The sequence below is a fragment of the Streptomyces bungoensis genome, from assembly GCF_001514215.1.
GTDB classification, from domain to species: Bacteria; Actinomycetota; Actinomycetes; order Streptomycetales; family Streptomycetaceae; genus Streptomyces; species Streptomyces bungoensis.
In genome coordinates this window covers 1-25558 of sequence record NZ_KQ948859.1, presented here as the reverse complement: position 1 = coordinate 25558, position 25558 = coordinate 1, and the positions used below count along the sequence as shown (strand labels likewise).

30 protein-coding genes and 1 pseudogene are annotated in these 25558 nt (G+C 73.4%); 23 read left to right on the top strand and 8 right to left on the bottom strand.

The window, feature by feature from the left end:
* Positions 1–39: 39 nt before the first annotated feature.
* From AQJ66_RS19215 to AQJ66_RS19200, 4 genes are all read left to right on the top strand, one after another.
* A complete protein-coding gene (locus AQJ66_RS19215) occupies positions 40–429 on the top strand; it encodes a hypothetical protein (protein ID WP_061923431.1) in 390 nt (129 codons plus the stop codon).
* A gap of 442 nt (positions 430–871) precedes the next feature.
* Entirely contained in the window at positions 872–1192 is a 321-nt protein-coding gene (locus AQJ66_RS19210; RefSeq protein WP_061923428.1) for a hypothetical protein, read from the top strand.
* Between the two features lie 67 nt (positions 1193–1259).
* Positions 1260–1580, top strand: coding sequence for a hypothetical protein (locus AQJ66_RS19205; protein WP_061923425.1), 321 nt, complete (start codon positions 1260–1262; stop codon positions 1578–1580).
* Positions 1581–1654: 74 nt separating this feature from the next.
* Positions 1655–1978, top strand: a complete 324-nt coding sequence (locus tag AQJ66_RS19200) for a hypothetical protein (RefSeq protein ID WP_061923422.1) — start codon at positions 1655–1657, stop codon at positions 1976–1978.
* Positions 1979–2151: 173 nt separating this feature from the next.
* On the opposite strand, the gene AQJ66_RS19195 is transcribed toward AQJ66_RS19200, so the two are convergent.
* Positions 2152–2481: a hypothetical protein gene (locus AQJ66_RS19195; protein ID WP_061923421.1), complete on the bottom strand. Its 330-nt coding sequence runs from the start codon at positions 2479–2481 to the stop codon at positions 2152–2154.
* 327 nt (positions 2482–2808) lie between these two features.
* On the opposite strand from AQJ66_RS19195, the gene AQJ66_RS19190 reads away from it, so the two are divergent.
* The 8 genes from AQJ66_RS19190 (at position 2809) to AQJ66_RS19155 (ending at position 12425) form a co-directional block, all read left to right on the top strand.
* A complete protein-coding gene (locus AQJ66_RS19190; protein WP_061923417.1) occupies positions 2809–3993 on the top strand; it encodes a glycosyltransferase in 1185 nt (394 codons plus the stop codon).
* Positions 3990–5450: an exopolysaccharide biosynthesis polyprenyl glycosylphosphotransferase gene (locus AQJ66_RS19185; protein WP_061923414.1), complete on the top strand. Its 1461-nt coding sequence runs from the start codon at positions 3990–3992 to the stop codon at positions 5448–5450. The genes AQJ66_RS19190 and AQJ66_RS19185 overlap by 4 nt, the downstream gene beginning before the upstream one ends.
* 57 nt (positions 5451–5507) lie before the next feature.
* Complete coding sequence (locus tag AQJ66_RS19180) at positions 5508–6788, top strand: O-antigen ligase family protein (RefSeq protein WP_061924017.1); 1281 nt, start codon at positions 5508–5510, stop codon at positions 6786–6788.
* A gap of 212 nt (positions 6789–7000) precedes the next feature.
* The gene (locus AQJ66_RS19175; RefSeq protein ID WP_425264294.1) at positions 7001–8707 is read left to right on the top strand and encodes a lipid II flippase MurJ; all 1707 of its coding nucleotides are present in this window, start codon (positions 7001–7003) and stop codon (positions 8705–8707) included.
* Positions 8697–9500 carry a polysaccharide deacetylase family protein gene (locus AQJ66_RS19170; protein ID WP_061923412.1) on the top strand — a complete coding sequence of 268 codons (804 nt, stop codon included), beginning with the start codon at positions 8697–8699 and terminating at the stop codon, positions 9498–9500. Before AQJ66_RS19175 ends, AQJ66_RS19170 begins: the two co-directional genes overlap by 11 nt.
* Entirely contained in the window at positions 9497–10636 is a 1140-nt protein-coding gene (locus AQJ66_RS19165; protein WP_061923408.1) for a glycosyltransferase, read from the top strand. The genes AQJ66_RS19170 and AQJ66_RS19165 overlap by 4 nt, the downstream gene beginning before the upstream one ends.
* Positions 10636–11301: a YveK family protein gene (locus tag AQJ66_RS38345; RefSeq protein WP_061923405.1), complete on the top strand. Its 666-nt coding sequence runs from the start codon at positions 10636–10638 to the stop codon at positions 11299–11301. The genes AQJ66_RS19165 and AQJ66_RS38345 overlap by 1 nt, the downstream gene beginning before the upstream one ends.
* Positions 11298–12425, top strand: coding sequence for a GNAT family N-acetyltransferase (locus AQJ66_RS19155; protein ID WP_061923402.1), 1128 nt, complete (start codon positions 11298–11300; stop codon positions 12423–12425). Before AQJ66_RS38345 ends, AQJ66_RS19155 begins: the two co-directional genes overlap by 4 nt.
* 3 nt (positions 12426–12428) lie before the next feature.
* On the opposite strand, the gene AQJ66_RS19150 is transcribed toward AQJ66_RS19155, so the two are convergent.
* The 3 genes and pseudogenes from AQJ66_RS19150 to AQJ66_RS37385 all read right to left on the bottom strand — a co-directional run.
* Positions 12429–13658 (bottom strand): glycoside hydrolase family 26 protein, encoded by a 1230-nt coding sequence (locus AQJ66_RS19150; protein WP_107118974.1) that lies wholly within the window; start codon positions 13656–13658, stop codon positions 12429–12431.
* 150 nt (positions 13659–13808) lie between these two features.
* Positions 13809–14444: a hypothetical protein gene (locus AQJ66_RS38880; RefSeq protein WP_159052584.1), complete on the bottom strand. Its 636-nt coding sequence runs from the start codon at positions 14442–14444 to the stop codon at positions 13809–13811.
* A 215-nt stretch (positions 14445–14659) separates the two neighbouring features.
* Positions 14660–14979, bottom strand: a pseudogene (locus AQJ66_RS37385) (long-chain fatty acid--CoA ligase); the annotation flags it as partial.
* 111 nt (positions 14980–15090) lie between these two features.
* Between AQJ66_RS37385 and AQJ66_RS19140 the strand changes: the two are divergent.
* The 8 genes from AQJ66_RS19140 to AQJ66_RS19105 all read left to right on the top strand — a co-directional run bounded on the left by AQJ66_RS19140 (position 15091) and on the right by AQJ66_RS19105 (position 21090).
* On the top strand, positions 15091–15588 hold the full coding sequence (locus tag AQJ66_RS19140) for a tyrosinase family oxidase copper chaperone (protein WP_061923397.1): 498 nt from the start codon (positions 15091–15093) through the stop codon (positions 15586–15588).
* Entirely contained in the window at positions 15572–16438 is an 867-nt protein-coding gene (locus AQJ66_RS19135; protein WP_061923394.1) for a tyrosinase family protein, read from the top strand. The genes AQJ66_RS19140 and AQJ66_RS19135 overlap by 17 nt, the downstream gene beginning before the upstream one ends.
* Positions 16439–16595: 157 nt before the next feature.
* Complete coding sequence (locus AQJ66_RS19130) at positions 16596–17555, top strand: D-2-hydroxyacid dehydrogenase family protein (protein WP_061923391.1); 960 nt, start codon at positions 16596–16598, stop codon at positions 17553–17555.
* Positions 17556–17738: 183 nt separating this feature from the next.
* Complete coding sequence (locus tag AQJ66_RS19125) at positions 17739–19139, top strand: condensation domain-containing protein (RefSeq protein ID WP_061923388.1); 1401 nt, start codon at positions 17739–17741, stop codon at positions 19137–19139.
* A 150-nt stretch (positions 19140–19289) separates the two neighbouring features.
* The gene (locus AQJ66_RS19120; RefSeq protein ID WP_061923385.1) at positions 19290–19532 is read left to right on the top strand and encodes a hypothetical protein; all 243 of its coding nucleotides are present in this window, start codon (positions 19290–19292) and stop codon (positions 19530–19532) included.
* 163 nt (positions 19533–19695) lie between these two features.
* A complete protein-coding gene (locus tag AQJ66_RS19115) occupies positions 19696–20061 on the top strand; it encodes a hypothetical protein (protein ID WP_061923381.1) in 366 nt (121 codons plus the stop codon).
* Between the two features lie 122 nt (positions 20062–20183).
* Positions 20184–20576, top strand: coding sequence for a hypothetical protein (locus tag AQJ66_RS19110; protein WP_061923378.1), 393 nt, complete (start codon positions 20184–20186; stop codon positions 20574–20576).
* Positions 20577–20742: 166 nt separating this feature from the next.
* Complete coding sequence (locus AQJ66_RS19105; RefSeq protein WP_061923375.1) at positions 20743–21090, top strand: hypothetical protein; 348 nt, start codon at positions 20743–20745, stop codon at positions 21088–21090.
* 103 nt (positions 21091–21193) lie between these two features.
* On the opposite strand, the gene AQJ66_RS19100 is transcribed toward AQJ66_RS19105, so the two are convergent.
* The 3 genes from AQJ66_RS19100 to AQJ66_RS19090 all read right to left on the bottom strand — a co-directional run bounded on the left by AQJ66_RS19100 (position 21194) and on the right by AQJ66_RS19090 (position 22753).
* The gene (locus tag AQJ66_RS19100) at positions 21194–21493 is read right to left on the bottom strand and encodes a hypothetical protein (protein WP_061923372.1); all 300 of its coding nucleotides are present in this window, start codon (positions 21491–21493) and stop codon (positions 21194–21196) included.
* A gap of 273 nt (positions 21494–21766) precedes the next feature.
* Positions 21767–22051 (bottom strand): hypothetical protein, encoded by a 285-nt coding sequence (locus AQJ66_RS19095; protein ID WP_061923369.1) that lies wholly within the window; start codon positions 22049–22051, stop codon positions 21767–21769.
* A 216-nt stretch (positions 22052–22267) separates the two neighbouring features.
* Entirely contained in the window at positions 22268–22753 is a 486-nt protein-coding gene (locus AQJ66_RS19090) for a hypothetical protein (protein ID WP_061923366.1), read from the bottom strand.
* A 434-nt stretch (positions 22754–23187) separates the two neighbouring features.
* Between AQJ66_RS19090 and AQJ66_RS19085 the strand changes: the two genes are divergently transcribed.
* Positions 23188–23961 carry a hypothetical protein gene (locus AQJ66_RS19085; RefSeq protein WP_061923363.1) on the top strand — a complete coding sequence of 258 codons (774 nt, stop codon included), beginning with the start codon at positions 23188–23190 and terminating at the stop codon, positions 23959–23961.
* 88 nt (positions 23962–24049) lie between these two features.
* Positions 24050–24328: a hypothetical protein gene (locus AQJ66_RS19080; protein ID WP_061923360.1), complete on the top strand. Its 279-nt coding sequence runs from the start codon at positions 24050–24052 to the stop codon at positions 24326–24328.
* Positions 24329–24434: 106 nt separating this feature from the next.
* Here the strand turns inward: AQJ66_RS19080 and AQJ66_RS37380 are convergent, their stop codons facing one another.
* Positions 24435–24797 carry an ASCH domain-containing protein gene (locus AQJ66_RS37380; RefSeq protein ID WP_107118978.1) on the bottom strand — a complete coding sequence of 121 codons (363 nt, stop codon included), beginning with the start codon at positions 24795–24797 and terminating at the stop codon, positions 24435–24437.
* A 253-nt stretch (positions 24798–25050) separates the two neighbouring features.
* On the opposite strand from AQJ66_RS37380, the gene AQJ66_RS19070 reads away from it, so the two are divergent.
* A complete protein-coding gene (locus AQJ66_RS19070) occupies positions 25051–25344 on the top strand; it encodes a hypothetical protein (protein ID WP_159052583.1) in 294 nt (97 codons plus the stop codon).
* The last annotated feature ends 214 nt before the right edge of the window (positions 25345–25558 follow it).

Below are 25558 nucleotides of genomic sequence, written 5' to 3'. Positions count from 1 at the left end.
GTCTGTCGGACTAGAGGTCGCTTTCACGTGAGGTGAATCATGAAGAAGGCAGTTTTCACAACTGCGGCGCTGGCCATCGGGGCCGGTCTCGTCGGCGGCTCCGCCGCCGCCGCGTCGGCCGCCGCGGCGCCGGCCGGTACCACCGGTCCGCTCGGCCTGGTGTCCCAGACCGAGGTCACGCCGGCGGTCGTGCCCGCGGCCGACACCGTGACCCGGCTGGCCCGTCAGGGCAACGTCACCCAGGGCAGCGCGTTCGACGAGAAGAAGCCGGCGAAGATCTCCGGCGTCTACCTGGACGGCATGGGGCGCGGCAGCGGCAAGAAGCCCGCCGTCCCGGTGAAGAACCCCGTCGGCACCGGTGCCTTCCAGCTGCACCCGCTGAACGCGCCGACCAGCGCCGGCCTCGGCAGCCTGCTCGACCAGGCCTGACCCCGACAGCCGGCAGGCAAGCCGGCGTACGGCGAAAGCACTACTTCGGAGACCGACACCGCGGTGTCGAGGGACGGTCGGGCCCCGGTGGCGGCCTGGCTCGACGGCGTCCCGGACACCCGCTGCGGCGATGCCGGTCCACACGACGGCTCACCGGGACACGAGCACGAGACAACCGCACAGGCCCCCTCCGGTCCACCGGCTTCCTCCTCGCCGGTGGACCGGACGCATGTCCGGGCCCCTCGGCCTGCCGCCCCCCGGGACACGTCGCATCGCCTTCCGCGAATGGGGGCGAAAAGGCGTGCGCCGGGCCGCGCGGGGCACCGTTCCGCCATTTGATGGAATCTGCGCCGCAGGAGCGATGTCACCGTGACTTTCCATCGCGCATTTCGGTTTCTTGCTGTGTAAGCGTGTCCTACCGTGAATCCAGGAAGGAACCGAGTTGCCCAGGAAGTTCGCGGTCATCACTGCACTCGCCCTTGGCGCTGTCTGCGGCAGCGCTGGCGTTGCCTCCGCTCACTCGAACCACACCAACGCCACTGGCGGTGACGGCTTCTCGTCGTCCCCGGTCGTCGTGAACGCCCCTCAGCAGGGTGTCCTCGTCGTCAACGGCACGCTCGTCGATGGTCGCTGCGTCGCGCCGTGGTCCAACGGTGCCGTTCTCGCCGGCGTCGTCGCACCGCACTCGAAGTACGCCGCCTGCAACACGGGCATGGTCGACGAGTCGCAGAACGCCCCGAGCGTGAGCGGTCTGCTCTTCTGACCCCTGCTCCGACGCATTTCGAGCAGATGAAAAACCCTTCTGAAACGCAGCCCTGAAAGGCCATCTCATGCGTAACAAGGTTACGGCCATCTCCGCCCTCGCCGCCGGCGTCGTCCTCGCGGCCGCGGGCACCGCCGCAGCCGACAACTGCACGACCGTCAAGGGTGGCGAAGGCATCTCGTCGGGCCCGGTCGTCGTGAACGCCCCCCAGCAGGGCGTCCTCGTCTCCAACGGCACGCTCGTCGACCTGCGCTGCGCGGTGCCGTGGTCGAACGGTGCCGCCGCTGTCGCCGGTGCCGTCGCGCCGCACTCGAAGTACGCCGCGTGCAACACGGGCATGGTCGACGAGTCGCAGAACGCCCCGATCGTGGGCGGCCTGCTCTTCTGACCCCCTCTGCTCCGATTCGGTTCGGAGCAGGGCGGACGCCCCCCAATCCGCTCCCCATCTGAAAGGCGCATCCCATGCGTAAGAAGGTCACTGCCCTCTCCGTCCTGGCTGCGGGCATCGTGCTCGCGGCCGGCGGCACCGCCACGGCCCACGACAACGACACCCACGTCACCGGTGGCAAGGGCATCTCGGAGGGTCCCGTCGTCGTGAACGGCCCCCAGCAGGGTCTCGCGGTGGCCAACGGCGCCCTGGTCGACGCCCGCTGCCTCGCGCCGTGGTCCGACGGTGCCGCCCTCGATGGCGTCGTCATGGCGCCGCACTCGCGCTACGCCGCCTGCGACACCGGCACGGTCGACGAGTCGCACAACGCCCCCACCGTGGGCGGCCTGCTGTTCTGATCCGTACCCCCGCCTGGCGGCCCGCCGTATGTCGGCGGGCCGCCGTCGGCTTTGCCGCGCCGATTCGCGCGTCCGCTCCCGGTCTGAGTGGTGAAACATTTCTTCCTTGAACACGCCGAAGGCCGACCCCCGGCGTGACGGAGTCGGCCTCGAAAACCCGGCGGTCGCGACCGCTACTTGACCAGCGGAAGCCCGCCCGTCGCCTTGCCGCCGAGGGGGACCTTGCCGCCGAGCGGGCTCTTGCCGTTGAGGGGGTTCGGCAGAGTGGCGCCGAAAACCGGGGTCTTCACCACGCCCGACCGCTTCACGCCGTCGGCCGCGCTCCTGACCTCGCCCGCCAGGTCACCGGTCGGAAGGTCGGCCGCCTGCGGCAGACTCCGGGCGACCGCGCTGCCGTCCCCGGCAAGACCCTGCGCCGGCATGCCCGCCGCCACGGCGGGAGACGCGGCACCGGCGAGGGCGAGGGCCCCGACCGCGAGGGCGGCAGCCTTCAGACTCTTCATGGTGTTCCTTTCCTCAAAGCTCGGTTCTCCCGGACCAACGAGGCAGGAACGGCACGGGAAACCCCGCCCGCGGCAAGTTCCGGGAACTCATACGAGAAGACCAGGTGATGAGGTCCGCCGCATGCGGCGAGCCCATCGGATTATCTGTAATATCCGCCCGCCGGAAGGATGTCATTCCGACACAGTTGACGGTTCCGCGGATAAATACAGATAAGAGGCTAGTGTTGCCTTCCGAATGCAGCGCATTTCGCATCGAACCCGCGACCGCACACCCTTGTGCCGAGTGTGCCGAGTTCGGAATCTTTCTTCGGAAGGGAAGCCTCGGTCATGCGCATTCCCCCTGGTCCCGTCCCGCGCCGTGCGACACCGTTCGCGGTACGCGAGCCGCACGTCCTGCACGTCACCCAGCCGGTCGAGGGCGGTGTCGCCCGGCTCGTGACGGACCTGGCCGCGGCACAGCTCGCCGCGGGGCTGCGCGTCACCGTGGCCTGCCCGCGGGGCGGCATGCTGACCGACGCCCTGCGCGCGGTGGGCTGCGAGGTGCTCCCCTGGGACGCGACCCGCGCACCCGGGCACCGGCTCCCGGACGAGGTGTGGCGCCTGACGCGGCTGGTGCGCGGGGTGCGGCCCGACGTGCTGCACGCGCACAGCGCCAAGGCGGGACTCGCGGCGCGGCTCGCGGTGCGCGGCCGGGTGCCGACCGTCTTCCAGCCGCACGCCTGGTCGTTCGAGGCCGTGGACGGCGGCATGGCCCGGGCGGCGCTGCGCTGGGAGCGGTTCGCGGCGCGGTGGGCGTCGCGGGTGCTGTGCGTGAGCGAGGCGGAACGGCGCACCGGTGAGCTGCACGGCATCACCGCCCGCTGGCACGTGGTCCCCAACGGCGTCGACACCCGCAGGCTGCGGCCCGAGGGCCCCAGCGCCCGGGCCGCGGCGGGCCCGCTCGTCGTCTGCGTGGGACGGCTGTGCCGGCAGAAGGGGCAGGACGTGCTCCTGCGGGCCTGGCCCGCCGTCGAGCGCCGACTGCCCGGGGCCCGCCTGGTACTGGTCGGCGACGGACCGGACGCCGGCCGGCTGCGCGCCGCCGCGCCCGCCTCGGTCGAGTTCGCCGGCCCGGCACGCGACGCCGCCCCCTGGTACCGGGCCGCCGACGTCGTCGTCCTGCCGTCCCGCTGGGAGGGCATGGCGCTCGTCCCCCTGGAGGCCATGGCCTGCGGCCGCCCGGTCCTCGTCACGGACGTGGACGGGGCGCGCGAGAGCCTGCCGCCCGGCCACCTGCCGTTCTGCCTGGTGCCGCCGGAGGACCCCGACGCGCTGGGGCGGGCGCTCGCGGAGCTGCTGCGCCGCGGTCCGCTGCGCGCGGCACTCGGCGCACAGGGCCGCGCCCACGTGCTCGGCGCCCACGACGTCCGGCAGGTCACGCACGCGGTGACCGGCCTGTACCGCGAGCTGCTGGGCATCGTCACCCGGCCGTGCGTCGTCCCCAACCAGAGCAGGGAGTCCATCACCACATGAGTGCGGAAAGCACCGTTCCCGCTCCTGCCGGGCAGCCCAGGGCCGCGGGGCGCGCCGTCACCGTCCTCGACCCGCCCGGCACCGGCGGGCGCGGGCTGCCCGCCGGACGCACGTCCCACCGGCCGCGGTGGACCTCCTGGACCCCCCTGCTCACCGTCGACGCCGCCGCGACCCTGCTGGGCGCCCTCGTCCTGCCCGAAGACCACCGGCACGCGTGGCTGACCGCGCTGCTGGGCCTGTGCGTGCTCGGCCTCAACCGGCGTGCCCTGCTGTACGACACCTCGGCCGTCCCCGGCGTGCTCGAGGACGTCCCGGCCGTCTGCGCCCGGATCGCCGTCGGCTGGGCGGGCGTAGCGGCCCTCTTCCTGCGGTCGCTGCCGGTGGCCGTGCTGGCCGGCGCGTGCGCCGTGCACTGCGCGGCGGCGTGCGCGGGCCGCGAGGCGGTGCACGGGCGCCGGCGCAGGGCTCTGCGGCACCGGCCGCGCCCCGCCCTCGTGGTGGGCCCGGTCCCGGCGGCCGTGCGCGTCGCCGCCGCGTTGCTGCGCTGCCCGGCGGGCGGCGTACGGCCGGTCGGCGTCGTCGCCGACACCCCGACCCCCGTTCCGCACCCCGGCGACCCGACCGGGCTGCCGGTCCTCGTCCATGACGAGGACGCGGTGCGCGCGCTCATCCAGAACGGCGTGGAGACGGTCCTCGTCGTGGGACCCGCGACCCGGGGCCACCGGGTCGCGCTGCTGCGGCAGTTCGCCGCGTTCGGCTGCGCGCTGTGGGAGCTCGACACGGACGTGCCGTCGTACGGGCTGCGCGTCGGGCGCGGCCGGGCCGGGCACCTGGCGGGCTTCTCCCGCCGGCCGTTGTGCCCGGACGCCGGGCGCCGCAGGGACGTCGTGGGCAAGCGGGTCCTCGACATGGTGCTGTCCGGCTCGCTGCTGCTGCTCGCCGCCCCGGTGCTGCTGGTGTGCGCGGTCGTGCTGAGGGCCGCCGAGGGGCCGGGCGTGGTGTTCCGCCAGGTGCGGATCGGCAAGGACGGGCGGCCCTTCACCATGCTGAAGTTCCGCACCCACCGGCCCGCCAGCGCCTACGAGTCCGCGACCCGCTGGAGCGTGGCGGACGAGCAGCACATGAGCCGCTTCTGCCACTTCCTGCGCCGTATGTCGCTGGACGAGCTGCTCCAGCTGTGGAACGTCTTCCGCGGTGACATGAGCCTGGTCGGGCCGCGGCCGGAACGGCCCTACTTCGTAGCCAAGTTCAGCCAGGTGCACCCCGGCTATCCGGCGCGCCACCGGGTGCGCGGCGGGATCACCGGACTCGCCCAGATCCACGGGCTGCGCGGCGACACCTCGATCGAGGACCGGTGCCGCTTCGACAACGCCTACATCGACGAGTGGTCGCTGTGGCAGGACGTCTGCATCCTGGTGCGCACCGCGACGCAGTTCGTCCGGCCGACGGGGAGCTGAGCACCGGTGAGCACTGTCCCGGCGGTCTCCTCCCCGGCGGTCCCGCCCCCGCCCCCGCTGCCGCTGCTGCCTGCGCTGCGCAGGGCCGCCCCCGTCCTGCCCGTCGTGGCGGTCGTCGCCCTGCTGGGGCTGCCGGTCGGCCCGGACGGGGGAGGCGCCACACCCGCCGACGCGGCCTCGGGGCTGGTCGTGCTGTGGGCCGCCGTCCGCACCGCGCGGCAGGCCTCGCGCCCGCTGACCCGGACGGCGGCCGTGCTGCTCGGGCTGCCCGTCGTGGGCATCGCGGTCGCCGCGGCCGGCGCGGCGGGCCCCGGCGACGCGCTCGCCGGACTGGCCCGCTACCTGCAGGTGTTCGTCCTGGTCCCGATCGCGGTGCTGCTGCTCCTGCGCGACCGGCGCGACGCCCGGCTGGTGCTCTGGTCGCTGGTCGCCCTCGCACTGGGGCAGGGCGCGCTCGGGGTGCACCAGTACCTCACCGGAACCGGGGCCTCCTACCAGGGTGCCGACATCCGCGCGGTGGGCACCTTCGGGCCGCAGGACGTGATGGGGATGGCGGCCGTCGTCGCCTTCGGCGTCGTCACGGCGACGGGACTCGCTCTCGAGGCTCCGGCGCGGCGGCAGCGGGCCGTGGCGGCGGGCTGCGCGCTGCTGCTGCTCGTCCCGCTCGCGGTGTCCTTCAGCCGCGGCGCCTGGATCGCCACGGCCGTCGCCTGCGGGGCCCAGCTGCTGCTGACCGGAGTGCGGCGGGCGGCGGCGGTGTGCGCGGCCGCGGTCGCGGCGGCGGTGGTGCTGGTGGGCGGGCTCGGTGTCGGCGCCACGGCGCTGCAGGAGCGGCTGACCAGCATCGTCCGGGTCGCCGACGCGCCGGACCAGTCCGTCGTCGACCGCTACACCCTGTGGGCGGCGGCCACCGGCATGTGGCGCGAGCACCCGGTGACGGGCGTGGGGCTGAAGGCCTTCCCCGCGTACCGGGACGGCCACGCGTCGCTCGCGCTGTCGTCGGGCAGCGACACGGGCGGGGCCGGCCGGGCGTTCCGGCGCCAGCCGCTGCTCTCCCCGCACAACATGTACCTGCTGCTCCTCAGCGAACAGGGCCTGCTCGGCCTGCTGACGGTGGCGGGCAGCTGGCTGGCCCTGCTGGTCCGCGCCCTGCGGCGGCTGCCGGGCGCGGGACGCGCCCGCGACTGCGCCACCGCCGCCTGCGGCCTGCTGCTGTGGCAGCTCGTGGACTTCGCGTACGCCGACATCGGCGGCCCCTCCACGATCCTGACGTCCGTCGCCCTGGGCCTCGCCGCCTGGTGGGCCCTGCCCCACGCTTCCCCGGAGACGCCGCGGTGAGACCCACACCCCCGGCGCCCCAGGGCACCCCCACACCCCGGACGACGCCACACGGCACCGCCGCGCACCTGGGCGCCGAGCACGAGCCGCCGACGGGGACGGCAGCCGTCCGGCACCCGGCCGCTGAGCCCGGCGTGCCGTGGAACGGCGAGCCGGCGGCGCCCGTGCGGCAGCCGGTGCCCGGGCCCGGCGACGCGCAGGGCCGTGCGCCGGTGGTGCCGACGGCGTCCGTGCGGCACCCGGAGCCCGAGCGGAGCCGTGCGCACGGCGAAGCCCCGGCGTCCGCAGCCGATGCCGTCACCGCCGTGCGCGGGAGGGCCGAAGGCACCGGGTCCGGGCGGTTCCTCGCCAGGGCGACGCTGCTGTCCGCCGTGTTGTCCGTGGCCGGGTCGCTGCTGGGGCTCGGCAGGGACCAGGTGCTGGCCCACGTCTTCGGGGCCGGGGCGGAGACCGACGCCTTCCTGGTGGCCTGGACCGTGTCCGAGACGGCGGCGACGCTGCTGATCGACGGCGGCATGGCCTACGTGCTGGTCCCCGCGTTCAGCGTGGCGGTCGCCCGGCGGGCGCGCGGCAACGGCGGCCCCGACCCGGTGCGCGCGCTGGTCGCGGCCTCCCTGCCGCGGCTGTGCCTGGGCCTCGCGGCCGTCGCGGCGGTGCTCGTCGCGGCGGCACCCCTGCTGGTCGCCGCCCTCGCGCCCAGCCTGCCCGACGCGTCCCTCGCCGTGGACTGCACCCGCCTGACCTCGACCTGCGTCCTGACCTTCGGGCTGGCCGGATACTGCAGCGCGGCCCTGCGGGCGCACGGCGCGTTCCTCGCCCCGGCGGCCATCTCCGTCGCGCTCAACGTCGCCGTCATCAGCACGGTGTGCGTCCTCGGCGACCGCTGGGGCGTGCGCTCGGCCGCGCTGGGAGTCGCGCTCGGCGGAGCCCTCATGCTCGCCGTCCAGGCCCCGTTCCTGTGGCGCCGGATCGCCGGCCGGCCCCGCCGCCCCCGCCCGCGCGCCTGGATCCCGGGCCCCGGCGGGGACGACCGCCGGGCGGTGACCCTCGCCCTGGTCACGGCCGTGCTGCTGTACGTGCTGTGCCGCCAGTCCCAGGTCCTCGCCGAGCGCTACCTCGCCTCAGGCCTGCCCGCCGGCGCCATCTCCCACCTCAACTACGCGCAGAAGGTCGCCCAGTTGCCCATGTCGCTGTCCCTGATGGTGTGCGTGGTCACCTTCCCGGTGCTGGCCAGAGCCGTCGCCGACGGCGACCTGCGGCGGGCCCGGGACCGCATGGAACGGGACCTGGTGCTGGTGAGCTGCCTGGTGCTGCTGGGCACCGCCGTGGTCGAGGCCTGCGCGCCGGGGATCATCCGGCTCCTCTTCCAGCACGGCGCGTTCACGGCCGCCGACACCGCCGCGACCGCCTCCGCCATGCGGGTCTACGCGCTCGGGCTGCTCGGCCAGACCCTGGTGGGCGCACTCGCGCGGTCGTACTTCTCGGCCGGCCGCGCCAGCTGGTACCCGCTGGCCGCGATGGCCGCGGGCCTGGCCGTCACCATCGGCCTCGGCGCCTGCACGGTGGGGTTCTGGGGCGCGCGCGGCATCGCCGCCGCCAACGCCGCGGGCATCACCCTCACGGCGCTGCTCCTGCTGCGCGGGCTCGGCGCGCGCAGCCTCCCGGTGCGCGTCCACCGGGTCCTCGCCGAACTGGCCGGGCCGGTGGGCGCGGCCGTCGCCGCCACCGCGGCCGGGGCCGTCTGCGCGGCGCCGTTCGACTCGGCCCCGGCGGCCGTCGCCGCGGGCTGCGCGGCCGTGACGGCCGTCTTCGTCCCGCTGGTGTGGGCCCTGGACACGGCCGGCGCGCGGACCCTGCTGTCCTCGGCCGCGCACCCTCTCCGACGCTCCGTCACACGAAGGCTGAACCATGGTCGTTGACATCACCCTGCCCCCGTACACGTTCGAACCGGTCCGTGGACCCCTGCGCGAACCGGTCGTCCGCCGGCGCCGGGCGTGGGGTCCCGCCGCCTGGGTGGCGATGTACCACTCGGTCTCGGACCACCCCGAGGACCCGTACGACATCACCGTCTCGCCCGCCCGCCTCGACCGCCAGCTCGCCTGGCTGCGCGCCCGCGGCCTGCGCGGGGTCAGCATGCGGGACCTGCTCGCGGCGCGGGCGCGCGAACAGGAGCGCGGGCTGGTCGGGCTCACCTTCGACGACGGGTACGCCGACTTCCTCACCACCGCGCTGCCGGTCCTCGGCCGCTGGGGCTGCGGGGCCACCCTGTTCGTCCTGCCCGGGCGGCTCGACGGCGAGAACGACTGGGACGCGCTCGGCCCGCGCAAGCGCCTCCTGGGCGCCGAGGGCATCCGCCGGGCGGCGGCCGCGGGCATCGAGATCGCCTCGCACGGCCTCACCCACGTCGACCTCACCAAGGCCGGCCCCAACGAGATGCGCGCCGAGGTCCACCGAAGCCGCTCCGTCCTGGCCGACCTCATCGACGCCGACGTCCAGGGCTTCTGCTACCCCTACGGCCGCCTCGACCAGCACGTCCACGACACCGTGCGCCAGGCCGGGTACCGCTACGCCTGCGCCATCGCGCCCCCACCCGCCCTGGCCGGCGACTTCGCGGTGCCCCGGCTGCACATCGCCCAGGCCGACACGGCCGCGCGGCTGGAGCTGAAGCGGCGTCTCGCGCGGGTCCGCGGCCGGGCACTGGAGGCCGTGTGAGGGCCCTGCACGTCATCACCGGCCTCGGTGTCGGCGGCGCGGAGCAGCAACTGCGCCTGCTGCTTCGCCGGTTGCCGGCCCGGTGCGACGTGGTGACGCTGACCAACCCGGGCCCGGTCGCCGAGGGTCTGCGGGCCGACGGGGTCCGGGTCACCGACCTCGGCATGCGCGGCAACCGCGACCTCGCCGCCCTGCCCCGGCTCACCGGGCTGATCCGCGCCGGCCGCTACGACCTCGTGCACACGCACCTGTACCGGGCCTGCCTGTACGGCCGGGCCGCGGCGCGCCTGGCGGGGGTGCGGGCGGTGGTGGCCACCGAGCACTCCCTGGGCGACGCCCGGATCGAGGGCCGCCGGCTGACCCCGGGCGTCCGGGCCCTGTACCTGGCCGGCGAGCGCCTCGGCCGGGCCACGGTCGCCGTCTCCCCGACCGTGGCCGAACGGCTGCGGCGGTGGGGAGTGCCCGCCCAGCGCGTCCGGACCATCCCGAACGGCATCGACGCCGCCCTGTTCCGCTACGACCCGGCGCTGCGCGAGCGGGCCCGGGCGCACTACGGCATCCCGCCGGACGCGTACGTCGTCGGCGGGCTGGGGCGCCTCACCGCCGGCAAACGCTTCGGCGTCCTCGTCCGCGCGCTGGGAGAACTCCCGCGGGACGTACGGCTGCTGCTGGTCGGCGGCGGGGACGAGGAGCGGGCGCTGCGGCGCACCGCCCGCGACCTGGGGGTGGCCGACCGGGTCGTGCTGACCGGCGAACGGCCGTACCTGCCGGACCCGGCGGACCCCGCGCCCGGCCTGCCCGGCCTGCTGTCGGCGATGGACGTGCTCGCCGCCCCGTCGGCCGAGGAGGCCTTCGGCCTGGCCGTGCTGGAGGCGCTCGCGGCCGGCCTCCCCGTGCTCTACACGACCTGTCCCGCCGTCGACGACCTGCCGCCGGGCAGCGCACCGGGCGCCCGGCGCGTCCCGGGCGGCGCAGGCGCGTACGCCCGGGAGCTGCTGCGGCTGCGCGGGGCGGGACCCGGCGACCGCAGCATCCCCCCGGCGGTGCGGCACTACGCCGTCGACCGCACCGCCCGCCAGCTCATGGACGTGTACACGGCCGTCCTGGCCGGCTCGACCCTGGAAGTGAGGCCCTGATGACCGACGACCACCCCACGGAACCCGTACGACCGCCCCGCCGAAGCCGCTGGCGGGCGGTGCTGCGATGGCTGCTGGTCCCGTCCGGCGTCCTGCTCGGCGCGTCCGCCGGCGCCGCGTACGGCGTGATGACGCCACCGCAGTACACCGCCACGAGCTACGTCATCGCCGTACCGGCCGACAAGGCGGCACCCGACTCCGCGGCGACCCTCGGGTTCGCCCAGACGTACGGCCGGGTCGCGACGCAGCTCGCCGTGCTGGGCAGGGCCCAGGACGCGGCGGGCGTACCGGTGCGGACGCTGCGCCGGAGCGTACGGGCCGAGACCTCGCCCGACGCGCCGATGATCGCGATCTCGGCGACGTCCCGGCGCCGCGGCCGGGCCACCGCCATCGCCGACGCCGTCTCGCGCGCCCTGACCACACAGGCCGAGCGGGCCAAGCGGAGCACCGGTGTCTCGCTCGTCCTGCTCTCCCGGGCCGTCCCGCCCACCGAGCCGTCGTCCCCCTCCACGGTGCTGACCGCACTCGTCGGCGCGAGCGCCGGCGGCCTCCTGGGCGGCCTCGGCCTGCTGGCCCGGCCGCGGCGGGCCCCGGCGGACGACGACCGGGCGCGGGCGCAGGTGCCCGTCCAGGCCCCCGCCGCGGAACCGCAGGGGGTGCGGTGACCGCCGGGACCTGCCGCGCCCTGTCGGTGGAGGTGTGCACCGACGCCCCCGCGTTCGGGCGGCTGGCCGGGGAGTGGGAGCGGCTGTACCGGGCGTGCCGGGCGGCGACGCCGTTCCAGAACCACGCCTGGCTGCACTCGTGGTGGCTGTCGTACGGCACGCCGGGCGCGCTGCGGGTGGTCCTGGTGCGCCGGAGCGGTGAGCTGGTGGCCGCCGCGCCGCTCATGCGGGTGCACCGCCCGCTGCCGGCGCTGGTGCCCGTCGGCGGGGCGATCTCCGACTTCTGCGACGTCCTCCTCGACGAGGCGGCGGCCGACCTGGCGGTCCCGGCGCTGGCGGACGCCCTGGCCGGCCTGGCCCGTACCGCGCTGATCGACTTCCGTGAGGTGCGGCCCGGCAGCGCGGTGGAGCGGGTGTACCACTGCTGGCAGGGCCCGCGGCACCGGGTGCCCGACTCCCTGTGCCTGGAGCTGCCGGCCGTCCCGATGGACCAACTGGTCGGGCGGCTGTCGTCGAAGCGGGCCCAGCGGGTCCGCAACCGGATGAGCAAGCTCGCCCGGATCGGCGTCCGGTGGCGCTCCGTGGGCCCCGACGAGACCGGCGCGGCGCTCGGCCGGCTCATCGAACTGCACCGGTTGCAGTGGGAGGGCCGGAAGGTGACCCCGGAGCACCTGCGGCCGCGGTTCCTCGACCACCTGGTCCGCTCGGTGGTGCCGATGGTCCGGTGCGGCGAGGCCGTGGTGAGGGAGTTCCTGCTGGAGGACGAGGTCGTGGCCGTCGACCTGACCTTGCAGTCCCGGCAGCTGGCCGGGAAGTACCTGTACGGCGTCCATCCGCGGCTGCGCGAGCGCAAGGTGGACGTGACGACGATGCTGCTCATCGCGGCCGTCGAGGAACTGCCCCCGCAGGGGACCGCGGAAGGCCCGGTGCTCAGCCTGCTGCGCGGTACCGAGCCGTACAAGTACCAGTGGCGGCCCCGCGGCATCGTCAACCAGCGTCTGCTGCTGGCCCGTCGGCGCACCGCGCCGCTGCTCGCGGCCGCCGCCTGCGAGGCCGCCGCGCGCGCCCGGGCCAAGCAGCTCCTGGGCCGGGCACCGGCCGACCCGCAGCCCGCGGCGGCCTAGACCCTAGCCCCCGGTGGGCCGCCCCGGCGGCCGGCAGGGGCAGTGGTGCGGTGGGCGGGGCGTGACCACGGCCGGCGGTGTCGGGTTCGGGCTCGGGCGCGGCTCCGGGGGAGCCGTGGGCACCGGCGGGGTGGGGACCGCGGGCCGTGCCGGGTCCGGTGCGGGCGGGCCGGACAGCGCCGCGCGGTAGACGGCGGAGGCCCGGGGATTGTCCGAGCACTGCCACACGCCGTGCGGGCAGTAGTCGGTGATCGTCTGGTACAGCGGCGGGTGCTGGTCCAGCCACGCGAGCATGCGCAGCATGTACGACCTGTTGTCGCCGTTGCGGAACAGGCCCCACTCGGGATACGAGAACGGCTTGCCGTGGGCCCGGGCGAAGTCGACCTGGGCCTGCAGCCCGTACGGCTCGGACACCTGCTCGTCGAAGGAGACGCCCTCGGGCTGGTCGTAGGAGTCCATGCCGACGATGTCGACGACGTCGTCCCCGGGGTAGCAGCTCGGCCACGGCACCGCGTCCGCGCCCCGGTTCGGGGCGAAGTCGAACCGGAACCGCTGCCCGGGGACCGAGCGCATGGCGGTGACGATGCGCCGCCAGTACGCCTTCCAGCGCTCCGGGTCGGGGCCGCAGCGGTGGGTGTAGGTGACGCCGTTCATCTCCCAGCCGAGCACCAGGATGGTGTCCGGCACCCCCAGGCCGACCAGGCGCCGGGCCAGGGAAGTGAAGTGCTCGTCGAACTCGCCGGTCGCCGCGCGGCGCAGCAGCCCCCTGACCCGCGCGTCGGGCACCGGCACCTCGTTGTGCTCCATCAGGGGCACGTTGAGCACGAGCAGCCGGTCGGCCCGGGCCCGCCGCCAGGCGGCCCAGCTGTCGAGGAAGCCCGGCGCGCCCTCGATGTTGCTCCACAGGTCGCCCGGCAGGTAGGTGTGCCCCACGCGCACCTCGGCGCCGTCGAGCCAGGAGCCGAAGGCCCTCGTGCGCTCCACGCCGGGGGGCCCGTAGCCGAGGTACGCGCCGAAGGCGGGCGACGGGGACGCCGCAGCGGAGCCGGCCCGCGTCCCGTCGGCCGGGCACGCGGACGGGGCCGTCTGCGCGCACGGCAGCGGGTCGGGCCGGTCCGCGGCGCCGATCGACTCGAGGGCGGGGGCCTGGGCGATCGCCGCCGACGCGAGTGCTCCGGCGGTGATGAGCACCAGGCGCCGCCTGAGGGTGGACCACCGACGCGCAGACGTCATTCCCACTCCTTCGGTGCGGCTCCGCCCCAGAAGCTGAGGCACAGTCATATATACGGCGAATGCACCAAACGAGTCGGGCGGCTCGGCGGCCGGTAGCCCGCACGGGTGACCGCGAGGTGCCGGACGCGAGGCGTCCGGCACCTCCGTGACCTACCGGCGGGCCGAGGTCCGGCCCCGCCGGTACAGGACGGTGCCGGCGGCCAGCAGCGCGGCGCTGCCGGCCACGGCCGCGGCCGTGCCCTCGGCGCCGGTCTCGGCCATGACGGGAGGCGCGGCCGGCGGCACGACGGCCTTGGCGGGCGGCGTCTTCGACGGGGTCGGAGTGGGCTTCGCCGGGGGTGCCGGCGTGACGGTCGGGGGCGGCGGCGTGGGCGAGCCGCACGAGCAGTCGTCGGAGCCGTAACCGTCGGAGGAGTCGTCGGAGCCGTAGCCCGACGCCCCGTAGCCCGGCGTGTCGTCCGACTTGGTGTCGGAGGTGACGCTCACGGAACCGGCCGTGGAGGAGCCGGTTCCGGAGGTGTCCGGCGTCCCGATGGCGGAGTCCTTCGACGTGTCGCCGGCGGACTTGTCGTCGCCGTATCCGGACGTGCCGTCTCCGAGCACGGGCTTCAGGGCGTCCAGCGGAGCCGGCGTGTTCCTGTGCACCGTGTTGCCCGACAGCGCGGCGGCGGACGAGTCCGCCGCCGTACGCGAGCCGGAGTCCGCGTAGGCCCAGGTGCCGTACAGAGACAGGGCGCTCGTCGCGGCGGCGGCCACGACCAATCCCTTGGTCAGAGTCTGTCGCACTCTCGTTGTCTTTCTCTCGGCGGGAAGGGAAGCCGGCGCCGGTCGTCGATGCGATCGCCTCGTGTGCCGGATTCCGCAGGGGTCGGCGCAGGGACCGTGATGCCGCACGTTCGCACTCGCCACGACCTGCGGACTGTGAACGACCGATGGAGGCCCGAAGAAACCGAGACGCCGTGAATGGCGCGGAATTCACCCGATTGCCCGCCCTGGCTCGGTCACCCGCCGTACAGGGCCTCCACCTCGTCCGCGTACGCGGCCGGCACCGCGTGCCGCTTCCCCTTCAGGGACGCCGTGAGCAGCCCGTTCCCCTCGGTGGACGCGCCCTCGACCGGCGCGAAGGCGCGGATCGACTCGGCCCGGGAGACGGCCGCGCCGGCGTGGTCCACGGCCCGCCGCACCTCGGCGCGCGGCCGAGGGACCCGGACGAGGGACGCCGTCGGCGGTCCGGGGGCAGTTCGCGGACCGGCAGCCAGGGGGCGACCGCCTCGGGGCCGAGGGTGACCGGCGCGGCGACGAAGGGCCGGTTGCCGCCGACGCTCCTCGCCCGCCGGCCGGCTCGGGTCACCGGTCCGGCCGCACCGCGGTGACCGGAAGGCCCGTGCGGCGGTTACCGGGAGGGACAACCGAACCGGACGAGGAGTGAACGATGGTCACAGGCGTCGGCGGAACGCCGGGGTGCGGGCAGCGCGGAACTCCGGCCGCGGGCGGGGCGGAGTCCCGGGGGAGGACACGGCGGCACGCCGTACGGGGAATGCTCCTCACGGCCGTGACCGCCGCCCTCGCCCCGGTCGTCGCGGCCTGCCGGCAGCCGCGCGCCGCGGACGGCCGCGCCCGGCGCGCCGCGGCCTTCGACGAGACCTACCGCGGCCGCCGCATCCGGGGCGCCGAGGTCCGCGCCGAGGGGGCCGCCGGCAGCCGCTGGGACGTCACCGTCGACGGCCGCCCGCTGCACCTGATGCGCCGCGCCGACGGCACCTGGCTGAGCATGGTCGACCACTACTGCTCGTACCCGACGCCGCTCGCCGCGGCCCGCGCGGCGGTCGACGAACTCGGCCCCGGCGAGCACCTGCGCGACCTGGCGCCCGGCCCGATGGACGGGGGACCGGTGCACGCGGGAGGTGGGGAGCATGGTGTACACGCGTAAGAACGTCAGCACCCTGACCCCCACCGAGCGGCGGCGGTTCGTCAACGCCCTGCTGACGGTCAAACGGCGCGGCGAGTACGACGAGTTCGTGCGCACGCACATCGAGTACTACACGCCCGACGGCGAACAGGGCCTGCGCGCCGCCCACATGGCACCCTCCTTCCTGCCCTGGCACCGCAAGTTCCTGCTGGAACTGGAGCGGGCGCTGCGCCGGGTCGACGCCTCGGTGACGGTGCCGTACTGGGACTGGACCCGCGACCGCACGGCCCGTTCCGTGCCGTGGACCGCCGACCTGCTCGGCGGCAACGGACGCGCCTCGGACCGGCAGGTGATGACCGGGCCGTTCGCCTACGGCGCGGGCCACTGGCCCGTCAAAGTGAACGTCACGGACGGCCACTTCCTCACCCGCGACCTCGGCCGCGCCCGCTCCCCGATCCAACTGCCCACCGCCGCCGAGCTGGAGGGCGCGCTGTCCGACCCCGTCTACGACGTGGCGCCCTGGGACTCCACGGTCGGCCGGGGGTTCCGCAACAAGCTGGAGGGCTGGGGCGCGGGCCGGGGCAGCGTGTCCTGGCGCAACCACAACCGGGTCCACCGCTGGGTCGGCGGGCTGATGGTCGGCGGCGCCTCCGTCAACGACCCCGTCTTCTGGCTGCACCACGCCTTCGTGGACCTGCAGTGGACCCGCTGGCGGCGGCGCCACCCCGGCGCCCGGTACCTCCCGGCCGAGCCGCCCGGCGCCGGCGACGCCCAGCACGACCGGGTGGTGGCCCGGCACGAGCGGATGCCGCCGTGGGACGTGACGCCCCACGAACTGGAGGACCTGAGCGACGTCTACCGGTACGAGTGAGGCCGGTTCGCGGCGGACGGGCGGGCGCCCGGCCCCGGCTCACCCGGGAGCCGGGGCCCGTTCACCGGCCCGGGTGCGCCAGTGGTGGACTGGGACCGCCGGCGGCCCCGGCCGCCGGCGCCGCCACGCACCACACCGACTGGGGAGACACACCGACATGCGACTGCGCTGTGCCGTGCTCGACGACTTCCAGAACGCCGCGCTCACCTCCGCCGACTGGTCCGCCGTCCAGGACCGGGTGGAGGTCGTCGGCTTTCGCGAGCACATCGCCGACGAGGACGAACTCGCGCACGTCCTGGCCGACTTCGACATCGTCGTCACCCTGCGCGAACGGGTCCCCTTCCCGGCCTCCCTGCTCGACCGCCTGCCCCGCCTGAAGCTGCTCGTCGCCTCCGGCATGCGCAACTCGGTGCTCGACTACGCGGCCGCCGAGCGGGGCGGTGTGACGGTGTGCGGAACGGCCAGCTCCTCGACCCCGCCCGTAGAAATGACCTGGGCGCTGCTGCTGGGCCTCGCCCGCGGCCTGGTGACCGAGAACGGCGCGCTGCGCACCGGTGGCCCGTGGCAGTCCACGGTCGGCGCCGACCTGCACGGCCGCCGCCTCGGACTGCTCGGCCTCGGCAACATCGGCGGCCGGGTGGCCCGGGTCGGTCTCGCCTTCGGCATGCGGGTCACCGCCTGGAGCCAGAACCTCACCCAGGAGCGCGCCGCCGAGGTGGGCGCCGAACGGGCCGCCTCCAAGGAGGAACTGCTGCGCACCAGCGACTTCGTCTCCCTCCACCTCAAACTGAGCGAGCGCACCCGGGGCCTGCTCGGCGCGGCCGAACTCGCCCTGCTCAAGCCGACCGCGTACCTGATCAACACCTCGCGCGCCGGCCTCGTCGACCAGGACGCCCTGCTCGCCGCTTTGCGCGAGGGCCGGATCGCCGGCGCCGGCGTCGACGTCTTCGACACCGAACCGCTCCCGGCGGACCACCCGATGCGCACCGCCCCGCGCCTGCTCGCCACCCCCCACCTCGGCTACGTGTCCGAGGCCAACTACGCGACGTACTACGGCCAGGCCGTGGAGGACATCGAGGCGTTCCTGGCCGGCTCCCCGATACGCCGCCTCGGCTGACCGTCGCCGCGGCCACCCGCCGGACATCCGAACGGGCCCTTCCCGGAGCCCGGTTCGGCGGGTGCTTCGCTTCGCCGTTCGAGACGCCACACGTTCCGCTGAATGTCGGCGACACGGCGGGGACCACGCGCGCGCACGGCATCCCCTTGATCGATTCTGTGCCATCTGCGAACGGAGACGCCCGTGCGAATTTCTGACATCCAGCGCTGCGAGGTCCGGCCCGGACGGCTCGTCGAGTGGACGTTCAGTCCGGCGACCGTCGCGACGGCGGCGGCGCTGCCGACGGACTCACGGCCGCCGGCGTACAACCAGGAGTCGCATATCAGAACGGCGCGCACGGTGCGCGAGGACGGCCTGTTCGTGCCGACCTGGCTGGGCGCGGCCTTCGACCTGCCCGGCCGCGCCGACCTCGACGCGCTGGAGGAGGCGCTGCGCGCCTGGACGCTGCGGCACGAGACGCTGCGCAGCGGCTTCCGCTGGTCCGGCGACGAGATGCACCGGTTCACGCTCGAGCGGGACGACGTGTCGCTGCGCCGCGAGGTGGTCGGCGACTTCACCGACACCGGCAGGCTCGTACGGCACCTGCAGGACCGTTTCGACGTCGCTGCCGACGCGCTGGGCTGGCCGAACCTCATCTACGCGGCCGTCGTCCGCGACGACTCCACCAGCGTGTACCTGGCCTTCGACCACACCAACGTCGACGCCTACTCGCTGCAGCGCATCCCGGACGAGATCAACGAGTTGTACGCGGCGCGGCTCGCCGGCCACGCCGTGGGCGGCACGCAGGTCGGCAGCTACGTCGACTTCTGCGAGCTGGAACGGACCAACGCGGACGGCATCGACGACACCCACGCGATCGTCGGCCGCTGGCGGGAGTTCATCGGCCGCTGCGACGGCGTGCTGCCCAACTTCCCCGTCGATCTCGGCCTCGACCCCGGCGGCCGGCTCCCCACCCAGAAACTCATGCGCGAGTGGCTCGTGGACGCCGACGCCGCCGCCGCGTTCGAGGCGTACTGCCGGCGCCACGGCGGCAGCCTGGTGGGCGTCCTGGCCGCGACCAGCATGATCGTCCACGAGATCGGCGGACAGCCGGTCTACCGCACGGTCGTGCCGTTCCACACCCGGATGAAGTCCGCCTGGTCGGACTCCGTCGGCTGGTACGTCGGCGGAGCGCCGATCGAGGTGCCCGCGGCCCGGGACTTCGACGAAGCGCTCGCCGTGGTGCGCTCCGAACTCCAGGCCAACCGCTCGCTGGCCCGCATGCCGCTGGCCCGGGTCCTGCGCCTGCTCGGCGCAGACTTCCGCCCGACCTCGCCCGACCTCTACTCGATCGTCTCGTACGTCGACGCCCGTGTCGCCCCCGGTGCCACGCGCTGGTCCGAGCGGAAGGCGTACGGGCTGCTCCGGGTCTCCTACGGCGACCAGGTGTGCGTCTGGGTCAACCGCCTCGACGAGGGACTGTGGTTCGCCTGCCGCTACCCGGACACGGACGCGGCGTACAAGAACATGCGGCGGTACGTCGAGGCACTGCGGGGCCTGATCCTGTCGGTGCCCGCAAGTCCCCTGGCCGCGCACGGGCGTTGACGTCCTCTTCGCCCCGGGATGCGCCCATCTCCCCGTATGGACACGGGTATCGGCCGATGTGGAACACCCTGGTCGACTACTGCTAGTGTTCAGTTCGTCACGGTAGGCAATCAGTCTCTCTGTACAGGCAAATGAAGAACCGAGGGTTCCATGCGTAAGCTTCAGCAGGTCGTGATCGCAGCAGTGGCGGCCGGTGGCCTTTCCGCCGTCGGCGTCGGCGCCGGTACCGCCTTCGCCCACGACAACGGACCGGGAATGTCCGACCTCTACCGTCCGTACCAGGAGTGCAGCCCGCAGACGGTCGCCGAGAACGACGTCCCGGTCGCCGCGCTCGGCCTCGGCCAGACCTTCGACACCACCTGCGGTCAGTTCAACCACGCCTTCACCCGCTGAAGACGGCGGCGCGGCCCCGCGCGTGACGCGCTCCGGGGTTTCCTCCGAGTGCCCTCGAAGGGGCCGTCCCGCAAGGGCCTTTCCGCCCCGACACCCCCCACGCCCGGCGCGGCCGGCTCGCGGTGTACGGCGCCCGGGCACCCTCACGAAGGAATCGCACCACATGGTCAGCAGGAAGAAGATGGCGGTCGTCTCGGGGCTGCTCGGCGGCCTCGTCGCGACCTGTGCCGGCGCCGCCCAGGCGCACGCCGCGGCGGGCCCGGGCACCTGCACGCGCGACCTGCTGGGCAACGTCACCTGCGTCCAGCGGATCACCGGCGAGATGCCCCCGGGTGACGGGTTCACCGCCCCCCGGGTGCAGACCTGCCTGCCGACGGAACCGCTGACGCTGCCCACGTCCCCCATGAGCAACGGCACCACGCAGATCGGCCCCAAGGTGACCTGCGCCGGCCCGGCGCCGGTCCTCGGTACGGCCGACGAGGGTGACAAGGGTGACGGGAGTTCGGGGCTGGCGCGCCTGCTGAGCTGAGTCGCGGCCGCACCTGCCGACACGGCGCATAAGTACAGATCCCAAAATGATACTGAATGTGTGTCTATGCTCACATTAAGTAGTCAACCAGGGCGTCATGCCCGGGTACGAAAGGGTCAACCATGCGCAAGTTCCAGCGTGCTGCGGTCGTTGCCGCGGTCGTCGCGGGCCTGTCCACCTTCGGCATCAGCGCCAGCTTCGCCGGCGGCAACGGTGACGCTCCGCAGCTCACCGCCGTGGCCAACTCGCAGGCCAACGCCGTTGCCAACTGGAGCGCTCCCGCCGGGCACTCCATGCACGACCGGGGTGGCAAGTCCGACGAGGGCGGCAAGTCCGAGGACGGTGGCAAGCCGGAGGAGGGCGGCAAGTACGACGAGGGCGGCAAGTCGGACGAGGGCGGTTCCGAGTACGGCGGCAAGTCGGAGGACGGCGGCAAGTCGGAGGACGGCGCCAAGTACGCGGACGTCGTCTACGGCCAGTTCATCGCCCCGTTCTTCTCCAGCTTCTCCAAGTGAGGCAGGCGCATCGACACCCCCTCGATACGCCGCACGCAGCGGTGTGCTGAATAACGCCCAAGGCGGCAACGGCAGCCCGGACGCGCAGACAACCCACCAGGGTGCGCGTCCGGGCTGAACCTCTTGTTTTTTCGACCGATCAACCGATCGCAAAGGAACACAGCGCATGTTCAGCCGACAGAGGATCGCAACCTTCTCGGGGCTCGTCGGAACGCTTGCCGTGATGTCCCTGGGCGGCGCCCACGCGTACGCCGGCACCTCCCCGGGCGGCTGCGAGGCGTCCGTGCGGGACGACACCACCTGCGTCCACAAGGGCGAGACCCTCTACAAGGACAAGGGCGGCCGGTATGTCATCAAGCAGTCGCAGGACTGCTCGACGCTCGGCCGGCCGCACCTGGTGGATCCCGAGGACGGCCTGCTGGGCCGCGAGCCCACGGACACCGGGTCGCTGGTGGCGTGCTCCAACAGGACGAGCCTGCCCAAGGGCTTCGAGCCGCCCCGCTTCCCGTCCTGAGCCACCTCGCCGCTTCCGGGCGGCCGGTCCGCGGTTCTCCGGACGCGAAAATCCCGGTGCCCCGGCCTCAGGCCGGGGCACCGGGATTTTCGCGTGGCCCTGCTTACTTGCCGACGGTGTTGTTGCATCCCATCGACGAGCCCATGGAGGACTCCTGCGCGCCCGAGTTGCCTTCGCCGTTCAGCAGGTTGCCGCCCAGGCCGTTGGCGATGCCGACCTCACCGAGGATGTCGACGTTGGCGTCGTGCGACCTGCAGGTGGTGCTCTGCAGGATGCTGAAACGACCGCCGTCGTGTCCGCGGTTGCCGCCGTAACCCCCGTCGGCGTGGGCAGCGCCGACGCCCAGGAGCCCGACGCTCCCGAGGGCGGCGACCAGAACGGCAGCCTTGCGGAGCTTGTGCATGTTCTCTCCGGTGGAGTGAAGGGGATGCGATCTGCAGGAGATCGACTTCGTACGTTTATGGAGGCTAATAGCAACTATGCGACTCGCTATTGCGGCACGCTGAATGCGGTGAATTGTCACCACCTTGGACCATGGCTGGAAATACAATTCTTGTCATATAAAAATATGTGTAATGCGGAAGGGTTTGTGCCGTACGGAAGGCCCCGGCGCCGGGGTGAAGCCCGGGCCGGGGCCTGATGTCCGCTGTCCGGCCGCCCGTGCGGCGGCGCGCGACTAGAAGGCGCTGTTGTTGCAGCCCATGGTCGAGCCCTGGTGGGTGGCCTGGGCGCCGGGGTTGCCCTCGCCGTTCAGCGCGTTGCCCAGCACGCCGTCCAGCAGGCCGACCTCGCCGAGGATGTCGAGGTTCATGTCGTGCGAGCGGCAGCTGGTGCTCTGCAGGATGCTGAAGCGGTCACCCTTCTCGCCGCCCTTGCCGTCGGCGTGGGCGGTGCCGGCGCCCAGGAGGCCGACGGTGCTGAGCGCGGCGACCAGGACAGCGGCCTTGCGAAGCTTGTGCATGTCATCTCCGGTGGAGTGAAGAGGGTGCGATCTGCAGGAGATCGACTTCTTACAATTACGGGAGATTAATAGGAACTATCCCAAATCGGACAGCGGCGCGCCGGTTCCGTGAGCGCGTCGTCCCGCGATCACTGACATACCGTCATATGCCAACGGGCCCTGCGAGGAGTGCTCCTCGAAGGGCCCGCGGAGGCCGAAGTCGGGCGGTGCGGCCGCTCAGTGGGCGCTGGCGGCTGCGTTGGCCTGGCTGTTGGCCTGGGTGCAGCTGGTGCCGTGCGTCTCGGAGGCGCCGAGCAGGGCGACCGGGAGGTTGGCGTTGAGCAGCGACTGCGGGCTGCACTCCTGGTACGGACGGAAGATGTTGGCCTGGTTCAGCGGACCGGCTTGCGCGGGGGTCTGCTGCGGCGCGGCCTGCGGGGTGATCTGCGGGCTGAGTTGGGGATTGAGCTGCGGGTTGACCTGCGGGCTCACCTCGGCGGGCTGCTGGGGGGCCGCCTGCCGCTGCGGGGCCGGCGAGCCGTAGCTCTGCACGCTGGCCTGGGAGGAGGTCAACGAGGCGGCGTGGGCGTCGGGCTGGGAGACGGGTGGCGGAACGGCTCCGTTGTACGCGACGGGAGAGTCGGCGAAGCTGACGCCGCTGCCGATGGCGGACAGACCGCCTGCGGCTGCGACGACGAGCGCGACGTGCTGGAGCTTGCGCATGGAACCCTCGGCCCTTCATTGACCTGTGCGTGGAACGTATCGGGAAATGCTGGTGCGGCTGCGATGAACCGTCGTCCTGACTGCGTGGGGAACGAGGCGAACGCGACCCGGGACACGGGTGCCGGGGAAGTGGTCACCCGTCTGCCCCAATCCTTCGGCCGTGTCGAACGACGGCGTTCCACCGGCAATCGGGTGACGGAATTTCCGATCCCGTGACCGGGCCGGGGGAGACCTCGTTGCCAGCTTCGAGAGGGTGGCGAGCATGTGTCGGAGAGGGGCAATGGATTCGCTGCCGGCTCCGGCATGAAGTCCCCGTGCCAGACAGGTATTCGTGCCTGCCGGAGCGCCGTACGAGCCCCGGGCGGGCATGCACGCGGGACTGTGATGCATACAAACGGATTTCCCTGTACAGGTATTGAAGGGCCGAGCATTCCATGCGCAAGCTTCACAAGGCCGCGCTCGTCGTGGCAGCGGCCGGCGGTCTGTCCGCCATCGGCGCCGGCGTCAGCCATGCCGACTCTCCCGTCGGCTACAGCGGCGCCGCCCCGGCGCCCGCCCCGCAGTACCCGGCTCCCCAGTACGCGGCCCCGGCGCCCGCTCCCCAGTACGCGGCCCCGGCGCCCGCTCCCCAGTACGCGCCACCGCAGTACGCGGCCCCGGCCCCCGCCCCGCAGTACGCGGCACCCCAGTACGCGGCCCCGGCCCCCGCCCCGCAGTACGCACCGCCCCAGTACGCGGCCCCGCAGTACGCCGCTCCCCAGCAGAGCGCTCCGCAGCCCACGGCGGCCTCCAGCGCGACGGGCACCGCGCAGGCCTCCACCCAGCAGCCCTACGCCGCGCCGATGATGCAGGCGGGCCCGCAGCAGAGCGGGTACGCCTCGGCCTCGGCGTCCTCGGGCGGCTACGCCCAGGCGTCGGGCGCGGGCGCGCCGTACGCCCAGCCGCAGGCCGTCCCGCAGCCGGCCGTCGCACCGCAGGCGGCGCCGCAGGTCATGCCGCAGGTCGCTCCGCAGGTCGCCGTCCCGCAGGCTTTCGCACCGGAGCCCGCGCCGCGGGTGACCCCGCAGGTGAACCCTCAGGTCAACCCGCAGGTGAACCCCCTCATCAACCCGCTGGTCGCGCCCGGCTCACCGCAGATGGCCCCGCTGGGCCTCGGCCAGGTCGCGGCGCCTCCGGTGGGCCAGCTGGGCCTGCCCCACGTCGGCTGAGGGCCCTGCCGCACCCGTTCGCCACTCCCCCTCGATCTGCCGTACCTCGCAGATCGCAGATCGCACCAGCTCGACCAACGGAGACAACATGCGCAAGCTTCACAAGGCGGTCCTCGTGGGCGCCGCCGTCCTCGGCACCGTCGGATCCTTCGGCGTGGGCACCGCCGCCGCCCACGGTGAGCCGGGCCACGACATGGAGATCAGCCAGGGCGTCGAGTGCCGCTCGCACGACATGAACATCGACGTGCTCGGCAGCGTGGGCGCCCTCAACGGCGTGCTGGGCAACGCGCTCAACGGCGAGGGCGCCCCGGGCGCCCAGCCCAACCACCTCGGCTCCCACATGGGCTGCAACAACCAGGCCCTCTGAGCCCCACCCCGCACCGGGCTCATCACGACGCCCTCGCCGGACGGAACCCCTTCCGCCGGGCGGGGGCGTCGTGGCGTTGCGTCACCTCGACGGGGCGGGCACATGGTCAATCGGCGCCGCGAAGGTCTGTGACGAGGCGGAAGCGTTGCCGTACCACCGGCGTGGTGCCGTCCACGGTGAAGTCGGGATCATCGAGGGCCGCCCGCATCTCCTCGCCGCGCCAGAACCGCTCATGACCCTCGCGCCACTCGGCGACGCTGGTGTCCCCCTCTCCCTCGGCCACCACATGGGCGAGATCCACCCGCGCCAGCGGGACGACCCGCACACCGGTCAGCTCGATGACCGCGACCGGACGACCGTCCGAGTCGACGACGAACGAACGGCCTTGCTGCTGATCGGACGTCAAGTGCTGACGCCGTACGGCAAAGTCGTCGACTTGCTCGGCATGGACGCCGAGGGAAGCCTGCATGTGCTGGAGCTGAAGCGGAACCGCACGCCCCGTGAGGTGGTGGCGCAGGTCCTCGACTACGGTTGTAGCCCGGTGGATGCTTCTCCGTCGGCGGTATGCAGAACACTGCATCGATGCCGAGTTGCTCGAACTCCAAGAAGAGCTCCACATCGTGCTGCCAAAAGTGATGAGCCGTGCCTGGAGTGGCTCCACGCGTCTCCAGCTCAATGAGGAGTGAGGGAGTGCGCGTCAGCGCGCGTTTCCACTTTTTGTCTTGCGCGAGATGAACGGTCCACGAGTACTTGAGGTCCGGCCGAAGCGTGTACCCGAGCCGGCTCGACTTTCTGTCAGCAGCTCGGTGCTTCGGATCCACGATGAGCTTGACCTCGACGGCGACGGTCCGTCCCTCGTACGTCAGCAGCAGATCGTGCGCTCCCTGCCGGCCGTCTATGTCATTCAGCTCGACCTGCACGCCCAGTGTGCGGCTGATGCACCTACTGGCGAACTGAGCGGCGACGTCCGCCCTTTGCTCTGGCATGACACGACGGTACGAAGGACGCTGCCTTGAGTGCACCAGGCTTGTGGCCAGCAGTGGGCTAACGGCCAGATGCATGAGAGCTGATGAGAAACACCCAATCTCGCCTGACCGCCACCCTTGGGGGAAACCCGTATGGTCCCCACCCCCTGACCTAGGGGTTCGCCCTTGGCGCCCGTGGCTCGCCTGTCACTGAGGTCTTTTCATCCTGCGTCTGAGCTGGCCTGATGGAGGGTGAGGATGGCTT

Excerpts from the sequence above, each read along its gene's own strand:
- AQJ66_RS19215 (WP_061923431.1), top strand. The coding sequence starts at position 40 with ATGAAGAAGGCAGTTTTCACAACTGCGGCGCTGGCCATCGGGGCCGGT.
- AQJ66_RS19205 (WP_061923425.1), top strand. The coding sequence starts at position 1,260 with ATGCGTAACAAGGTTACGGCCATCTCCGCCCTCGCCGCCGGCGTCGTC.
- AQJ66_RS19200 (WP_061923422.1), top strand. The coding sequence starts at position 1,655 with ATGCGTAAGAAGGTCACTGCCCTCTCCGTCCTGGCTGCGGGCATCGTG.
- AQJ66_RS19195 (WP_061923421.1), bottom strand. The coding sequence starts at position 2,481 with ATGAAGAGTCTGAAGGCTGCCGCCCTCGCGGTCGGGGCCCTCGCCCTC.
- AQJ66_RS19190 (WP_061923417.1), top strand. The coding sequence starts at position 2,809 with ATGCGCATTCCCCCTGGTCCCGTCCCGCGCCGTGCGACACCGTTCGCG.
- AQJ66_RS19185 (WP_061923414.1), top strand. The coding sequence starts at position 3,990 with ATGAGTGCGGAAAGCACCGTTCCCGCTCCTGCCGGGCAGCCCAGGGCC.
- AQJ66_RS19170 (WP_061923412.1), top strand. The coding sequence starts at position 8,697 with ATGGTCGTTGACATCACCCTGCCCCCGTACACGTTCGAACCGGTCCGT.
- AQJ66_RS38345 (WP_061923405.1), top strand. The coding sequence starts at position 10,636 with ATGACCGACGACCACCCCACGGAACCCGTACGACCGCCCCGCCGAAGC.
- AQJ66_RS19150 (WP_107118974.1), bottom strand. The coding sequence starts at position 13,658 with ATGACGTCTGCGCGTCGGTGGTCCACCCTCAGGCGGCGCCTGGTGCTC.
- AQJ66_RS19140 (WP_061923397.1), top strand. The coding sequence starts at position 15,091 with ATGGTCACAGGCGTCGGCGGAACGCCGGGGTGCGGGCAGCGCGGAACT.
- AQJ66_RS19135 (WP_061923394.1), top strand. The coding sequence starts at position 15,572 with ATGGTGTACACGCGTAAGAACGTCAGCACCCTGACCCCCACCGAGCGG.
- AQJ66_RS19130 (WP_061923391.1), top strand. The coding sequence starts at position 16,596 with ATGCGACTGCGCTGTGCCGTGCTCGACGACTTCCAGAACGCCGCGCTC.
- AQJ66_RS19120 (WP_061923385.1), top strand. The coding sequence starts at position 19,290 with ATGCGTAAGCTTCAGCAGGTCGTGATCGCAGCAGTGGCGGCCGGTGGC.
- AQJ66_RS19115 (WP_061923381.1), top strand. The coding sequence starts at position 19,696 with ATGGTCAGCAGGAAGAAGATGGCGGTCGTCTCGGGGCTGCTCGGCGGC.
- AQJ66_RS19110 (WP_061923378.1), top strand. The coding sequence starts at position 20,184 with ATGCGCAAGTTCCAGCGTGCTGCGGTCGTTGCCGCGGTCGTCGCGGGC.
- AQJ66_RS19105 (WP_061923375.1), top strand. The coding sequence starts at position 20,743 with ATGTTCAGCCGACAGAGGATCGCAACCTTCTCGGGGCTCGTCGGAACG.
- AQJ66_RS19100 (WP_061923372.1), bottom strand. The coding sequence starts at position 21,493 with ATGCACAAGCTCCGCAAGGCTGCCGTTCTGGTCGCCGCCCTCGGGAGC.
- AQJ66_RS19095 (WP_061923369.1), bottom strand. The coding sequence starts at position 22,051 with ATGCACAAGCTTCGCAAGGCCGCTGTCCTGGTCGCCGCGCTCAGCACC.
- AQJ66_RS19090 (WP_061923366.1), bottom strand. The coding sequence starts at position 22,753 with ATGCGCAAGCTCCAGCACGTCGCGCTCGTCGTCGCAGCCGCAGGCGGT.
- AQJ66_RS19085 (WP_061923363.1), top strand. The coding sequence starts at position 23,188 with ATGCGCAAGCTTCACAAGGCCGCGCTCGTCGTGGCAGCGGCCGGCGGT.
- AQJ66_RS19080 (WP_061923360.1), top strand. The coding sequence starts at position 24,050 with ATGCGCAAGCTTCACAAGGCGGTCCTCGTGGGCGCCGCCGTCCTCGGC.
- AQJ66_RS37380 (WP_107118978.1), bottom strand. The coding sequence starts at position 24,797 with ATGCAGGCTTCCCTCGGCGTCCATGCCGAGCAAGTCGACGACTTTGCC.